The sequence below is a fragment of the Streptomyces sp. NPDC094034 genome (assembly GCF_040303865.1).
Taxonomy (GTDB): domain Bacteria; phylum Actinomycetota; class Actinomycetes; order Streptomycetales; family Streptomycetaceae; genus Streptomyces.
On the sequence record NZ_JBEOUD010000033.1, the window covers coordinates 1 to 14,804 of the forward strand.

At 68.3% G+C, this 14,804-nt stretch carries 11 protein-coding genes; 7 read left to right on the forward strand and 4 right to left on the reverse strand.

The genetic code is table 11. The features are described from left to right. Positions 1-119 precede the first annotated feature (119 nt). Complete coding sequence (locus ABTZ59_RS25870) at positions 120-1,586, reverse strand: CCA tRNA nucleotidyltransferase (protein WP_351416651.1); 1,467 nt, start codon at positions 1,584-1,586, stop codon at positions 120-122. A 211-nt stretch (positions 1,587-1,797) separates the two neighbouring features. Here ABTZ59_RS25870 and ABTZ59_RS25875 point away from each other — a divergent pair, with 211 nt between their 5' ends. From ABTZ59_RS25875 to trxA, 7 genes are all read left to right on the forward strand, one after another. Further along, positions 1,798-4,164: a DUF6049 family protein gene (locus ABTZ59_RS25875; RefSeq protein WP_351416655.1), complete on the forward strand. Its 2,367-nt coding sequence runs from the start codon at positions 1,798-1,800 to the stop codon at positions 4,162-4,164. Between the two features lie 45 nt (positions 4,165-4,209). After that, complete coding sequence (gene murJ / locus ABTZ59_RS25880; RefSeq protein WP_351416660.1) at positions 4,210-6,357, forward strand: murein biosynthesis integral membrane protein MurJ; 2,148 nt, start codon at positions 4,210-4,212, stop codon at positions 6,355-6,357. A gap of 120 nt (positions 6,358-6,477) precedes the next feature. Continuing rightward, entirely contained in the window at positions 6,478-8,187 is a 1,710-nt protein-coding gene (locus ABTZ59_RS25885; protein ID WP_351416667.1) for a protein kinase family protein, read from the forward strand. A gap of 25 nt (positions 8,188-8,212) precedes the next feature. Beyond that, a complete protein-coding gene (gene sigM, locus ABTZ59_RS25890; protein WP_351416674.1) occupies positions 8,213-8,917 on the forward strand; it encodes an RNA polymerase sigma factor SigM in 705 nt (234 codons plus the stop codon). Continuing rightward, entirely contained in the window at positions 8,914-9,900 is a 987-nt protein-coding gene (locus tag ABTZ59_RS25895; protein WP_351416677.1) for an RsmA family anti-sigma factor, read from the forward strand. The genes sigM and ABTZ59_RS25895 overlap by 4 nt, the downstream gene beginning before the upstream one ends. Positions 9,901-10,018: 118 nt before the next feature. After that, the gene (gene trxB, locus ABTZ59_RS25900) at positions 10,019-10,990 is read left to right on the forward strand and encodes a thioredoxin-disulfide reductase (RefSeq protein WP_351416681.1); all 972 of its coding nucleotides are present in this window, start codon (positions 10,019-10,021) and stop codon (positions 10,988-10,990) included. Positions 10,991-11,032: 42 nt separating this feature from the next. Beyond that, entirely contained in the window at positions 11,033-11,365 is a 333-nt protein-coding gene (gene trxA / locus ABTZ59_RS25905) for a thioredoxin (RefSeq protein WP_249951466.1), read from the forward strand. Positions 11,366-11,459: 94 nt separating this feature from the next. Here the strand turns inward: trxA and ABTZ59_RS25910 are convergent, their stop codons facing one another. The 3 genes from ABTZ59_RS25910 to ABTZ59_RS25920 all read right to left on the reverse strand — a co-directional run bounded on the left by ABTZ59_RS25910 (position 11,460) and on the right by ABTZ59_RS25920 (position 14,554). Continuing rightward, complete coding sequence (locus ABTZ59_RS25910) at positions 11,460-12,077, reverse strand: GNAT family N-acetyltransferase (RefSeq protein ID WP_351416689.1); 618 nt, start codon at positions 12,075-12,077, stop codon at positions 11,460-11,462. A gap of 303 nt (positions 12,078-12,380) precedes the next feature. Further along, entirely contained in the window at positions 12,381-13,481 is a 1,101-nt protein-coding gene (locus ABTZ59_RS25915) for a ParB/RepB/Spo0J family partition protein (RefSeq protein ID WP_351416694.1), read from the reverse strand. Then, positions 13,478-14,554, reverse strand: a complete 1,077-nt coding sequence (locus ABTZ59_RS25920; protein WP_249951463.1) for a ParA family protein — start codon at positions 14,552-14,554, stop codon at positions 13,478-13,480. The genes ABTZ59_RS25915 and ABTZ59_RS25920 overlap by 4 nt, the downstream gene beginning before the upstream one ends. Positions 14,555-14,804 lie beyond the last annotated feature (250 nt).

Genomic DNA, 14,804 nt, shown 5'->3' on the forward strand with positions numbered 1-14,804 from the left:
CCCCACCCACAACCCCCCACAACCACCCACCCGCGCTCCCTTTACCCGGTGAAACATGACCCGCGGTTCGGCATCAGGGCGATACAGGCCCTAGGTCCTGTCCGGACAGGACCTAGGCGTCAGCTCTGCGCGGCCCACCACTCCTTGAGGGCGGCGACGGCTGCGTCGTGCTCCACCGGCCCGTTCTCCAGTCGCAGCTCCAACAGGAACGTGTACGCGGCGCCGATCACCGGTCCGGGGCCGACACCCAGGATCTCCATGATCTGGTTGCCGTCCAGATCGGGCCTGATGGCATCCAGCTCCTCCTTCTCCTGAAGCTGGATGATCCGCTCCTCCAGGCCGTCGTAGGCCCGCGAGAGAGCGCTCGCCTTGCGCTTGTTGCGCGTCGTGCAGTCCGAGCGGGTCAGCTTGTGGAGCCTGTCGAGCAGGGGCCCGGCATCACGTACATAGCGCCGTACCGCCGAGTCGGTCCACTCGCCCGTTCCGTAGCCATGGAAGCGCAGGTGCAGCTCCACCAGCCGGGCAACATCCCTCACCATGTCGTTGGAGTACTTGAGCGCGGTCATCCGCTTCTTGGTCAGCTTCGCGCCCACCACCTCATGGTGATGGAAGGAGACCCGGCCGTCCTTCTCGAAGCGGCGCGTCCGGGGCTTGCCGATGTCGTGCAGCAGGGCGGCCAGCCGTAGCACCAGGTCCGGCCCGTCCTCCTCCAAGTCGATGGCCTGCTCCAGGACGGTCAGCGAGTGCTCGTAGACATCCTTGTGCCGGTGATGCTCATCGCTCTCCAGTCGCAGCGCCGGCAGCTCGGGCAGCACCCGCTCGGCGAGCCCGGTGTCGACGAGCAGTGCCAGGCCCTTGCGCGGGTGGGCAGCGAGGATCAGCTTGTTCAGCTCGTCCCGTACGCGTTCCGCGGAGACGATGTCGATCCGGCCGGACATGTCCTTCATGGCCTCGACCACACCCGGGGCCACCTCGAAGTCCAGTTGCGCGGCGAACCGCGCGGCCCGCAGCATCCGCAGGGGATCGTCGGAGAAGGACTCCTGAGGGGTGCCGGGGGTACGCAGCACCTGAGCGGAGAGATCTTCCAGCCCGCCGTGGGGATCGATGAACTCTTTCTGCGGCAGCGCGACGGCCATCGCGTTCACCGTGAAGTCCCGGCGCACGAGGTCTTCCTCGATGGAGTCGCCGTAGGACACCTCAGGTTTGCGTGATGTCCGGTCGTAGGCCTCCGAGCGGTACGTCGTCACCTCGATCTGGAAGCGCTGATCCACGTCTCCGACACGGGCGTCCTTCTGGACACCGACGGTGCCGAAGGCGATCCCCACTTCCCACACCGAATCCGCCCAAGGCCTGACGATCTTCAGAACGTCCTCGGGCCGGGCATCGGTCGTGAAATCCAGGTCATTGCCGAGCCGACCGAGAAGGGCGTCCCTGACCGAGCCGCCGACCAGGGCGAGTGTGAATCCGGCCTCCTGGAACCGACGCGCGAGATCGTCCGCGACGGGGGACACCCGCAGCAGTTCACTGACCGCACGGCGCTGCACCTGACTGAGGGCACGGGGATTGTCTTCATTGGCATTCGGCACAACAGAAAAGGGTACGTGCCGTGGCCCCCACGGGCGCCCCGGTTTCGGGCCGCCCCGCCTCGATGCGGAGGTTTCCGGTGGCTCATGAGATTCTTCCGATCATGTGGAGCGGTTCCCAGCACTTCGCCACAGCGCACATCGTTACCATGCGTGGACGCGGCAATTGACAACCACCAACGGCAACCGACGATGACAAGGGACGGGCGAGCGCGTGGCGGAGGCGGCAGACTTCCAGGGGATGGGTCATTCTCCTGCCCGCCGGTGGCTGCGGCGCACAGCCTCTGTGCTAGCCGGAGCGCCGCTTCTGGCGGGGTTGCTGGCCGGGACGGCCGCGCCCGCGGCCCAGGCCGCTCCGACGGCCACTGGCTCCCATACGGTCCGTGTGTCGCTCGACACACTGGCCCCCAGCGCGCCTGTGAAGGGCGACACGCTCACCGTCTCCGGGACGGTCACCAACGAGGGCAAGAGCACCATCACCGACGCCCAGGTCGATCTGCGGGTCGGCCCGCGGATGTACGGCAGGACGGCCATCGACGACGCCGCCGAGCGCACCAGCACCTCCGGTGATGTGGCTCCGATCGGCGGCAAGTACAAGGTCACCATCCCGAAGCTCGCCGTCGGCATCCCCCAGGACTTCGCCCTCTCGGTACCGGTCAGCAAGCTCGGACTCGGCCAGGACGGCGTCTATCAGCTCGGCGTCTCACTGACCGGGCAGACCTCGTCCGCGCAGTACGACCACGTGCTCGGTATCCAGCGCACCTTCCTGCCCTGGCAGCCGGACGCGACGGAGGAGAAGACACAGCTCACTGTCCTCTGGCCGCTGATCTCGTCGACGCGGCTGTCCGCGGAGACCGGCTCGGACGACCAGCAGACCCCGGTCTTCGAGAACGACGACCTGGCGGAGGAGCTTGCTCCCGGCGGGCGGCTGGAGCAGCTGGTCTCGCTCGGTAACCAGCTTCCCGTCACCTGGGTGATCGACCCCGACCTGCTCGCCACCGCCGACGCAATGACCAAGAACTACCAGGTCAGAAGCGGTGACACCACTGTCCCCGGCAAGAACCAGGCCGTGGCGACCAAGTGGCTCAACGCCCTGGAGAAGGCGGTGCAGGGCCGCAAGGTCGTCGCGTTGCCGTTCGCCGATCCGGACCTGGCGTCGCTGGCCCACCGCGGCAAAGACGTGTCCGGTGCGCTCAGCCATCTGCAGCCCGCCACGGATGTGGCGGGAAAGACCGTGGAAACCATCCTCCATGTGAAGCCGTCCGTCGACTTCGCCTGGCCGGTGGACGGGGCGATCGACCCCTCGATCGTCGATGTGGCCACCTCAGCGGGCGCTCATAAGGTCATCACCCGCAGCGACAGCCTCCAGGACAATCTGCCGTACACCCCCACCGCGGCACGGCCGATCGGCGGCGGGACGACAGCCGTCGTCGCCGACACCCGGCTCTCCACCGCCTTCCAGGGGGATATGTCGCAGGCGGGCGCGTCCACTCTCGCGGTGCAGAAGTTCCTCGCCCAGTCGCTGGCCGTGACGCTCCAGGACCCGGAGAATCAGCGCAGCATCGTCGTCGCTCCCCAGCGGATGCCGAGCGCCGCCCAGGCACAGTCGATGGCGCGCGCGCTGCGCGGCCTGGACCCCGAGCGCTGGACCGAGGCGTCCGATCTGATCGCGGCGGCCTCGGCCACACCCGACGCGGACGCCACCACCAAGGTCCCCGGGTCTTCGCGTTACCCGGAGAAGCTGCGGGACCAGGAGCTGCCGGCCGAGGTCTTCCTGGACATCAGGGAGACACAGGAGCGGCTCGACAACTTCCAGGCCATCCTCAGCGCTCCGGACCGGGTGGCCGCGCCCTTCGGTAACGCGATCGGCCGGGCGATGTCGACCTCGTGGCGCGGGGCGCCCGAGACGGCCCAGCAGTACCGCGGCACGGTGGAGGACTATCTGGTGGGCCTCACCACCGAGGTGCAGCTCATCCCGAAGTCCGTGCTCACGCTGTCGGGGCGCAGCGCGACGATCCCGGTGACCGTCCAGAACCAGCTGCTGCAGGGCGTCCAGAATCTGGTGCTGCGCCTGAAGTCCGACAACCCGACGCGTCTCAAGCTGGACGGCGACCGGGCGGTCGCCGAGCAGCCGATCAAGATCGACGGCGGGCACAGCCAGTCGGTGAAGTTCACCGGCGCGGGCAACGCCAACGGGCCGGTGCAGGTGACCGCCCAGCTGTACACGGTGGACGGCACGCCGTACGGCAGCCCGATGACGTTCCAGGTCAAGGTCTCCGAGATCACGCCCACCGTGATGCTCGTCATCGCCGGCGGTGTGCTGCTTCTTGTCCTCGCAGGGGTCAAGATGTACAGCCAGCGCAAGCGCGCGGTGGCTCGTAAGGCCGCCGCGGAGGACACGGACGGCGGAGACAGCGGCGCAGAGGGCACCGGCGCGGACGGGAGCGCGCGGGACACGCAGAGCACGGACGGCGCGCGGGCCGCTGAGGACCCAGATCCCGGGCACCCGAGTGACCCGACACCGGACACCGGTCCGGAAAGCGCGGACGCGTCGGGCCCGGGTGAGAAAGTGGACCGTTGAGCGATGTCGTGGCCGGTCGGCCGGGGACGATGAGGTGGGGTAACCATGAACGCGCCGTACGACGGTGACCGTGGGCAAGGCGCGGGTGGCGACCCGGCGGGCCAGATTCCGCCCACGCCCACTCCGCCGTCCGCCCAGGATCCCTATGTCCAGGATGCCTACAACCGGGACCCCTACTGGTCACAGGACCTTTCCGCCCAGGATCCGGTGACGGAGGCGCTGTACGACCGCGCCTCGCATCCGCCGCCGCCTCCCGGCACCTATCCGGAGGCCCATCAGCTCTACCAGCAGCCGCCCACTCCGCAGAACGCGCCCGATCCCCGGGTCTGGGCCCAGACCCCGCCGCCCGAGCCCTCAGGACCGATGCGCCATCTCCCGTACGGAGAGAACGCGAGGACCACCCAGTTCACCGGCCTCGACGACCTGGTCTCCCGGGCCGGCGACGAGGACTCGCAGCCGGACGCGTTCGCTCATCTCTACCGCGACCAGCAGGGCTCGGGCCAGGTGCTGACCGCGCCGGAGCCCGAACCCCCGTCCGCACCGCCGCCCCCCAAGAAGTCGGGAGGCAAGGCCGCCGGTCTGCTCAAGTCCAGTGCCCTGATGGCCGCGGGCACGCTGGTCTCCCGGCTCACCGGCTTCGTACGCAGCCTGGTGATCACCGCCGCGCTGGGCGCGGCCCTGCTCGGTGACTCCTTCACCGTGGCGTACACGCTGCCGACGATGATCTACATCCTCACCGTCGGGGGCGGTCTCAACTCCGTGTTCGTCCCGCAGCTCGTGCGGGCGATGAAGAACGACGACGACGGTGGCGTCGCCTACGCCAACCGGCTGCTGACCCTCGTCATGGTGGCGCTCGGCGCGATCGTGGCCCTCGCCGTGTTCGGGGCGCCGTGGCTGGTGCGTCTGATGTCGGACCCGATCGCCAGTGACGCGGCCGCCAACAACGTCGCCGTCACCTTCGCCCGCTACTGCCTGCCCACGATCTTCTTCATGGGTGTGCATGTGGTGATGGGCCAGATTCTCAACGCGCGCGGGAAGTTCGGCGCGATGATGTGGACTCCGGTCCTCAACAACATCGTCATGATCACCACGTTCGGTCTGTTCATCTGGGTGTACGGCACCGCCGCGGACTCGGGTATGACCGTGCAGACGATCCCGCCGGACGGCGTGCGGCTGCTGGGCATCGGTACGCTGCTCGGTCTGATCGTCCAGGCGCTCGCGATGATCCCCTACCTCCGCGAGACCGGCTTCCGGTTCCGTCCGCGCTTCGACTGGAAGGGCCACGGCCTCGGCAAGACGGTCAAGCTGGCCAAGTGGACGGTCCTGTTCGTCCTCGCCAACCAGGCCGGTGTCCTGGTCGTCACCCAGCTCGCCACCGCCGCCGGCGTCGCCTCCGGCAAGGACGGCACCGGCATCCTCGCCTACAGCAACGCACAGCTGATCTGGGGCATGCCGCAGGCCATCATCACCGTTTCCGTCATGGCCGCCCTGCTGCCCAGGATCTCCCGTGCCGCCCACGACGGCGACCCGGGCGCGGTACGGGACGACATCTCCCAGGGCCTGCGCAACTCGGCGGTCGCGATCGTTCCGATCGCCTTCGGGTTCCTCGCGCTGGGTGTCCCGCTGTCGATCCTGATGTTCTCGTCCAGCGGCCTCGAATCGGCACGCTCCATGGGCTTCATCCTGATGGCATTCGCCCTCGGACTCATCCCGTACTCCGTGCAGTACGTCGTCCTGCGCGGCTTCTACGCCTACGAGGACACCAGGACCCCCTTCTACAACACGGTCATCGTCGCCGCGGTCAACGCCGCCGCCTCCGGCGTCTCGTATCTGGTCCTGCCCTCCCGCTGGGCCGTCGTCGGCATGGCCGCCTCCTACGGCCTCGCCTACGCGGTAGGCGTCGGTGTCGCCTGGCGCAGGCTGCGGAACCGGCTGGGCGGCGATCTGGACGGCGGCAGGGTCCTGCGTACGTATGCCCGGCTCTGCCTGGCGGCCGTCCCCGGGGCCCTCGCGGCCGGCGCGATCGCCTACGCCGTCCTGAACGCTCTGGGCAGCAGCGCCCTCAGCTCGCTGGCGGCCCTGGTGGGCGGCGGTCTCGCCCTGCTGGCCCTCTTCTTCGTCGCGGCGAAGAAGATGCGGATCGAAGAGATGAACGCCATGGTCGGCATGGTGCGCGGCCGCCTCGGAAGGTAACCGCGGCACGGTCCAGCACAACCATCGTCGGCTGCCGCGTGTCGTGCATAGCGTCCAACTGTGGGCACAATTGGCTTGGCTGTTGGATAGTGCGCAACGGATGGGGAGGCAGGAGCGACGGTGGCGGAACGTAGCACGGCTGCCGTCGACGTGGCCGACAACAGCGGTGATGAACCGCTGGCCGCCAAGGCGGGCAAGGCCACGACCGACGGGTTGGCGAAAGCCCAGGACGAGGCGGACAAGTCCGCACCGGGCACGGGCAGCGAACGGCGGAACACCGAGCCGGGCATGTCGACGCCCGAGCTGCACAGCGGCCACAAACTCGCCAGACGCTACCGCCTGGAGGAGTGTGTCACCCGTCTGGACGGTTTCAGCAGCTGGCGAGCGGTCGACGAGAAGCTGCGCCGCGCTGTCGGCGTACATCTGCTGCCGGCCGACCATCCACGGGCCCGGTCCGTGCTGGCGGCGGCCCGGTCCTCCGCCCTCCTCGGCGATCCTCGCTTCGTGCAGGTCCTGGACGCCGTCGAGGAGAACGACCTCGTCTACGTCGTTCACGAGTGGCTGCCCGACGCCGTCGAGCTGACCGCGCTGCTCGCCTCGGGGCCGCTGGAGGCCCACGAGGCGTACCAGCTCGTCAGCCAGGTCTCCCAGGCCATGGCGGCGGCTCACCGTGAAGGACTCGCCCATCTGCGGCTGACGCCCGGAGCTGTGCTGCGTACGTCCACCGGTCAGTACCGCATCCGTGGCCTCGCTGTGAACGCCGCTCTGCGCGGGATCAGCGCGGACCGGCCGCAGCGCACCGACACCGAGGCGATCGGCGCGCTCCTCTACGCGGCACTGACCCAGCGCTGGCCCTACGAGACCGATGCGTACGGGCTCTCCGGCCTCCCCAAGGGCGTCGGGCTCATCGCCCCCGACCAGGTCCGGGCCGGAGTCCACCGTGGCCTCTCCGAGCTCGCCATGCGCGCCCTGATCAATGACGGCGCCCACGCCTCCCGCCAGGAACCGCCGTGCACGACCCCCGATGAGCTCGCCGCGGCCGTCGCGGAGATGCCGCGCATCCGTCCGCCCGAGCCCACGTTCACCGCCCCGCCGGAGTATCAGCGCACCACCTACCAGCAGGGCACCTATGGACGCTCCCAGCCGGGCCTCGGAGCGCCGCCGCTCCCCCCGGTGGCGCCCCCGCCACCCCCGCTCCAGAGCCGTACCGGCAAGGCGCTGAAGTGGACCGTCGCCGCGCTTCTCATCGCCGCGCTGGGTCTCGGCAGCTGGCAGGTCGCCGACCGCCTTCTCGATCAGAGCAACGAGAGCGACACCACGCCCACCCAGCCGGTCACCGACGACGACAAGGCGCCCAAGCCCCTCAAGCCGCTCCGGATCGCCGACGCCGCCGAGTTCATGCCCAGCGGGTCCGGGATAAAGCCGGCCCTCGTACCGAACGCCATCGATGGCAAGCCCGGCACGGCATGGATCACGCTCCAGTACCAGAACTACCCGAACTTCGGGAATCTGCCGGACCGGAAGCAGGGCTCCGGAATCATCGTCGATCTGGGCAGCGTGAAGGACGTGTCCGGTATCGATATCGATATGTACCGCAAGGGCCAGAAGGCAGAGGTACTCGCGGCCGGTGCGGACGCGTCGGACCCGTCGGCGCTCGCGGACTTCTCTCAGCGCCTCACCAAGCTGGAGACGGTGGGCCGTACTCTCAAAACCACTCTCGACAAGCCCGTGCGAACCCGGTACGTATTGATCCACATCACCGAACTGCCGCAGGACGGGTCCGCCGACCGCTTCCGCGGGGGAATCTCCGAGATCACGTTCACGGGCTGAGGGATCAGGGGAGGGGGGCTCACTGTTGGACGACGCCGCGCTCGGCGACTCAAGCGACCAGGACCTTCTGAGCGCTCATGTCGCGGGCCACCCTCACGCTTTTGGTGAGTTGGTACGGCGCCATCGGGACCGGCTCTGGGCGGTGGCCCTCCGGACGCTGGGAGACCGGGAGGAAGCCGCGGACGCGGTCCAGGACGCACTGGTCTCCGCCTTCCGGGCGGCCCATACCTTCCGCGGGCAGTCGGCCGTGACCACCTGGCTGCACCGCATCACCGTCAATGCCTGCCTCGACCGCGCCCGCAAGGCCGCCTCACGCAGGACCTCCCCCGTGGACGACACCGAGCGGCTGGAGCAGCTCCTTGAGCCCCATGAGTCGGCGGAGGCCCCCGTTGAGCGCAAGGATCTCCACCGAGAGCTGCTGGCGGCGCTGGCCAAGCTCCCCGCCGAGCAGCGGGCCGCCTTGGTCCTCGTCGATATGCAGGGCTACCCCGTGGCCGAGGCCGCCGCGGTGCTGGGCGTACCCACCGGAACGGTGAAGAGCCGCTGTGCGCGCGGCCGGGCCAGATTGCTGCCCATGCTCACGCATCTACGCGGGGCCACCAGGGATAACAGCGGTCTCGGCAGGGGAAGGAACCGGACGCCGGGGGCATCCGTCCCACCGGCATCGGAACCAAGAGACCCAGGACCGAATGATCCTGCTGGAGTGAAGGGCGGAGGTGGGCGCGCGTGACATCCACGACCGACACGGATCAGCACCCGGATGTCTCGGAGATCTCCGATCTCACGGAGGGACTGCTCTCACCGTCCCGTACCACCGATGTACGGCGCCACCTCGATGGCTGCGCTCTGTGCGCGGATGTCCATGACTCGCTCGAAGAGATCAGGGGACTTCTCGGCACGCTGCCCGGACCACCGCGGATGCCGGCCGATGTCGCCGGCCGTATCGATGCGGCGCTGGCGGCGGAGGCGCTTCTCAACGCCACCGTCCCCGACGAGAGCGCGAATGTTTCACGTGAAACATCGCCCGCATCCCGGAAGCCCGCAGCCCCGCTCCTCACGGCGCCGGCCGTCACCACACCGACCGGCCCGCCGAGTCCCGCGGGGTCCACGGTGGCGGAGACGGTACGGACCGACCGGCCCGCCGGCCGTCCGAGGGCAGCCACCGGCCCCGGGCGTGCTGGGCAGACCCGTCGCCGCCGCCGCAATGCCGTCCTGGGAGCCGTCTTCGGAACAGCGGCCGTAGGTGTCAGCGTTCTCCTGTTCCAGTCGCTCGGGGCGTCGGACGGCAACAACAGCGGTCAGACCGACACCGCGGCCAGCGCCCCGCAGAGCGGCAGTACAGAGTTCTCGGAGGCCCAGCTCCAGAACCGCGTGGACGCCTTGCTGGCCCCGGGCGCCACGGCCAAGGAGTCCAAGGGTCCCAAGGCTGAGGAGCCTCGCGCTACCGGAGGGGACCGGAGTACGGCTAATTCGCCGCTGCTCCAGCCCGAGCCCGAGGTGCCGCCCTGCGTCCGGCAGGGCACGGGCAACGCCACACCCGCGCTCGCCGCCGAGCCGGGCACCTACCAGGGCAGCAGCGCCTATCTCGTCGTTCTGCCGGACGCTACCGACAGCACCCGGGTCCAGGCCTATGTGATCGATGCGGCCTGCGTCGACAGCGATCCCTCGGGCAAGGGGAAAGTCCTCCTCAAGCAGACCTACCTCCGCCGCTGACGCCCTCCTTCGTGGAGCCGGGACACCTCGGGAATGCGGGACCCGTAGGATCCGTTGGATGGGGTGAAAGTCGTTGATCCGGCCCCAGTAGGCAGTCTGCAGAGACGAGGAAGAACCCGTGAGCGACGTCCGTAATGTGATCATCATCGGCTCCGGGCCCGCCGGCTATACGGCCGCGCTGTACACCGCGCGTGCATCGCTGAAGCCGCTGGTATTCGAGGGCGCCGTCACCGCCGGTGGTGCGCTGATGAACACGACCGATGTGGAGAACTTCCCGGGCTTCCGCGACGGCATCATGGGCCCGGACCTCATGGACAACATGCGGGCGCAGGCCGAGCGCTTCGGCGCCGAGCTTGTCCCGGACGATGTCGTCGCGGTCGACCTCAGCGGTGACATCAAGACGGTCACCGACACGGCCGGCACGGTGCACCAGGCCAGAGCCGTGATCGTCACAACCGGCTCCCAGCACCGCAAGCTCGGCCTGGCCAACGAGGACGCCCTCTCGGGGCGTGGCGTCTCCTGGTGCGCGACCTGCGACGGTTTCTTCTTCAAGGACCAGGACATCGCCGTGGTCGGTGGCGGCGACACCGCGATGGAGGAAGCCACCTTCCTGTCGCGCTTCGCCAAGTCCGTCACGATCGTCCACCGCCGGAACACGCTGCGTGCCTCCAAGGCCATGCAGGACCGCGCCTTCGCAGACCCCAAGATCAAGTTCGCCTGGGACAGCGAGGTCGCCGAGATCCACGGCGAGCAGAAGCTCTCCGGTCTGACCCTGCGCAACACCAAGACCGGCGAGACCTCCTCGCTCCCCGTGACCGGTCTGTTCATCGCGGTGGGCCACGACCCGCGGACCGAGCTGTTCAAGGGCCAGCTCGATCTGGACGCCGAGGGCTACCTCACCGTCGCCGCTCCGTCGACGCGGACGAACCTGTCCGGTGTCTTCGGCGCCGGTGATGTAGTCGACCACACCTACCGCCAGGCGATCACCGCTGCGGGCACCGGTTGCTCCGCCGCTCTCGACGCGGAGCGTTTCCTCGCCGCGCTCAGCGACAGCGAGAACGCCGCGGCGGAGAAGACCGCCGCCGTCTGACCAGCTGTACCGACCCCAACCCGCGAATTTAAGGAGGCCGCCGTGGCCGGCGACCTGAAGCATGTAACCGACGCCTCGTTCGACGAGGACGTACTCAAGAGCGACAAGCCCGTACTGGTGGACTTCTGGGCCGCCTGGTGCGGACCGTGCCGCCAGATCGCCCCGTCGCTTGAGGCGATCGCGGCCGAGCACGGCGACAAGATCGAGGTCGTCAAGCTCAACATCGACGAGAACCCGGCCACGGCAGCCAAGTACGGCGTCATGTCCATCCCGACGCTGAACGTGTACCACAAGGGCGAGGTCGCCAAGACCATCGTCGGCGCCAAGCCCAAGGCCGCGCTCGTAAGGGACCTTGAGGACTTCATCGGCGAGTAAGTCGGCGCCCCCGGCTCTCGATGTTTCACGTGAAACGGGCCGACTCCCCTCTGGGGGAGTCGGCCCGTTCCGTTGTCCGCATCCCCTGCCCGGCTCAGAGCGGCCGAAGCGCGGGTTCCTTCTTGACGGCGCCCAGCAGCCGGTCCAGCGCCATCTCCACGTCTTCCTTCCAGGAGAGCGTGGTCCGCAGCTCAAGCCTCAGCCGTGGATACGTGGGATGCGGGCGTACGGTCTTGAAGCCCACCGCGAGCAGGTGTTCCGCGGGGAGCACACAGGCCGGCTCACTCCAGCGGGCATTGCCGAAGGCTTCGATCGCCTTGAACTCCCGCCGGAGCAGATCCTTCACCACGGTCTGCACCATCACCCGGCCCAGTCCCTGCCCCTGATACCCCGGCATGATCCAAGCGGTCATCAGCTGGACGGCGTCCGAGGAGACCGGGCTCGTCGGGAAGGCCATGGACCGCGGCACATACGCCGGAGGCGCGTACAGCACGAAGCCGACCGGCATATCGTCGATATAGACGATGCGGCCGCAGGATCCCCATTCCAGCAGAACGGCCGAGATCCAGGCTTCCTTCTCGGCCTCGGCCCTTCCTGCCCTTACCGCTGCTTCCCCACTGACCGGATCGAGCTCCCAGAAGACACACGCTCGGCAGCGCTTGGGGAGGTCGGGAAGGTTGTCCAGCGTGAGCGGTACGAGCCGACGCCCCATGGAGGCTGTTCCTCACTTCCTTCGCCTGCCGCGCCACGGGCGGCCGTCAGCGCGCTCCGTTCCCGGAGCAGGCTGCCGACGAAACCGCCGAGCACTCCAAGACCCAGTCCGGCCGATAACAGCCGACTGCGGCTCACCGATCGCATGGCCCCCGCTCTCCTTCTGGGATGAATCAAGGTGGATGCGCCATACCAGAACGCATCGTATCCACCCGCAGATGTCCGGCACACCGCGAGACAGCAAAGGGCGGGCCGTGTTCCGGTAAGCGTGGAACACGGCCCGCCCTGGGGCTGTTCAGGAGCCTCAGCTCTCGTCGTCCTGCTCTGCTTCCTCGGCGAGGCTCTTGTCCAGGACACGCCCCTCACCAGGCGCGAGGGTGCCGAGAATTCGGTCCAGATCGTCTATTGAAGCGAACTCGACGACGATCTTTCCCTTCTTCTGCCCCAGGTCGACCTTCACCCGGGTCTCGAAGCGATCCGAGAGACGCGACGCCAGATCGGTGAGCGCCGGCGACAGCCGGGCCCCGGCCCGGGGTCCCTTCGACTTGGTGGAGTTCTGCGGGCGCGAACCCATCAGGGTCACGATCTCCTCGACCGCGCGCACCGAAAGCCCCTCGGCCACGATGCGATGTGCCAGCCGGTCCTGCTCCTCGGAGTCGTCCAGCGCGAGCAGCGCCCGTGCATGACCTGCCGAGAGCACACCGGCGGCGACCCTGCGTTGCACCGGGGGAGAGAGACGCAGCAACCGCAGCGTGTTGGAGACCTGTGGACGTGAGCGTCCGATCCGGTCGGCCAGCTGGTCATGCGTGCAGTTGAAGTCCTTGAGCAGCTGATCGTAGGCCGCGGCCTCTTCCAGCGGATTCAGCTGGGCACGGTGCAGGTTCTCCAGCAGAGCGTCGAGCAGCAGCTTCTCGTCGTCGGTCGCGCGGACGATCGCCGGAATGCGTTCCAGACCGGCTTCCCGGCAAGCCCGCCAGCGCCGCTCGCCCATGATGAGCTCGTAGCGCTCGGATCCCACCTGCCGTACGACCACGGGCTGGAGGAGACCGACTTCCTTGATGGAAGTGATCAGTTCGGCGAGGGCGTCCTCGTCGAAGACCTCACGCGGCTGGCGCGGGTTCGGCGTAATGGAGTCGATCGGTACTTCGGCGAAGTGCGCCCCCGCCGTCTGCGTCGGCTCGGGCGCCGCTTCGAACTCCGGCGCGACCGTCTCCACTTCCGGCACCACGGGGGCCTGCGGGAGTGAAGTCACCTTCGCGGCCGCCACACCCCGCTCCGCGGTCAGTACGGGAGCCGCCCCCGGAGTGGCAGTGGACGCTCCTGAAGAGGCCACTTGCTTCTCCTGTGGAGCGGCAGGGATCAGCGCACCGAGCCCACGTCCCAAACCCCTGCGTCGCTCGCTCACTGGATCCCCTCCGACAAACTCTGCTGAGTGTTCTGACTGCCCACATGGGCCTGCTGGGCGTCGTAGTGCACCCCGACCCCCCGTAGAGCGATCTCACGGGCGGCTTCGAGATACGACAGCGATCCGCTGGACCCCGGATCGTAGGTCAGCACCGTCTGCCCATAGCTCGGCGCCTCGGAGATCCGTACGGACCGAGGGATGCTCGTCCGCAGCACCTCCTTGCCGAAGTGGCTCCGTACCTCGTCCGCCACCTGCGAGGCGAGCCGTGTCCTGCCGTCGTACATGGTGAGCAGGATGGTCGAGACATGCAGTGCGGGGTTGAGATGCCCCCGCACCAGGTCGACGTTCCGCAGCAGCTGGCCCAGCCCCTCCAGCGCGTAGTACTCGCACTGGATGGGGATCAGCACCTCCGCGCCGGCGACCATCGCATTGACGGTCAGCAGGCCGAGCGAGGGCGGGCAGTCGATAAGGATGTAGTCCAACGGCTGCTCGTACGCTTCGATGGCCCGCTGTAGTCGGCTCTCCCGTGCCACCAGCGAGACCAACTCGATCTCCGCACCGGCGAGATCGATGGTGGCTGGGGCACAGAAGAGACCTTCGACGTCGGGGACAGGCTGAACCACTTCCGAGAGTGGCTTGCTCTCCACCAGAACGTCATAGATCGAGGGAACTTCGGCGTGATGGTCGATCCCGAGCGCCGTGGAGGCGTTGCCCTGGGGATCGAGGTCGACCACCAGCACACGCGCGCCATGGAGCGCGAGCGAGGCGGCGAGATTGACCGTGGTGGTGGTCTTCCCTACGCCGCCCTTCTGGTTGGCGACGACGATGACACGCGTCTGCTCTGGGCGGGGCAGACCCTCGCCGGCGCGGCCCAGTGCCTCCACCGCCAGCTGGGCCGCACGGCCAATGGGGGTGTCGTCCATCGGGGGCGGTGTTTCACGTGAAACATCCTCCCCCGCCGACTCGGTGCGGGGACCGGGGACCGGATCGGTCATCGGTCCCGCGATGTTGGCGTCGGACCGCAAGGATTCACCCTCCTCGACTTCAGACTCGCAATGGACAGAGCCTGCCATGCTTTCGGGGTCGTGAACCAGCGAGGCCCGTGGTTCTGTGGACGAATCCGCCTCTGTGGACAACCCCGTCCCTCTTACGAGGGGCTTTCGGCCGCGCGGTGTAGCAGCAGCGCGGCCACGGCCGATGATTCCCTGCAGCAGTGAGCGACGTTTCACGTGAAACACGATGCACGGGCCGCAGAGTTACACCGTCACGACACTCCGCATTGCATAGGTATGGCAGCTTGTATGGAGCATCACTGATAGGCAG

What these genes read in the sequence shown, in the direction of transcription:
- murJ (WP_351416660.1), top strand. Translation starts at nt 4,210, where the DNA reads ATGAACGCGCCGTACGACGGTGACCGTGGGCAAGGCGCGGGTGGCGAC.
- ABTZ59_RS25910 (WP_351416689.1), bottom strand. Translation starts at nt 12,077, where the DNA reads ATGGGGCGTCGGCTCGTACCGCTCACGCTGGACAACCTTCCCGACCTC.
- ABTZ59_RS25920 (WP_249951463.1), bottom strand. Translation starts at nt 14,554, where the DNA reads ATGGCAGGCTCTGTCCATTGCGAGTCTGAAGTCGAGGAGGGTGAATCC.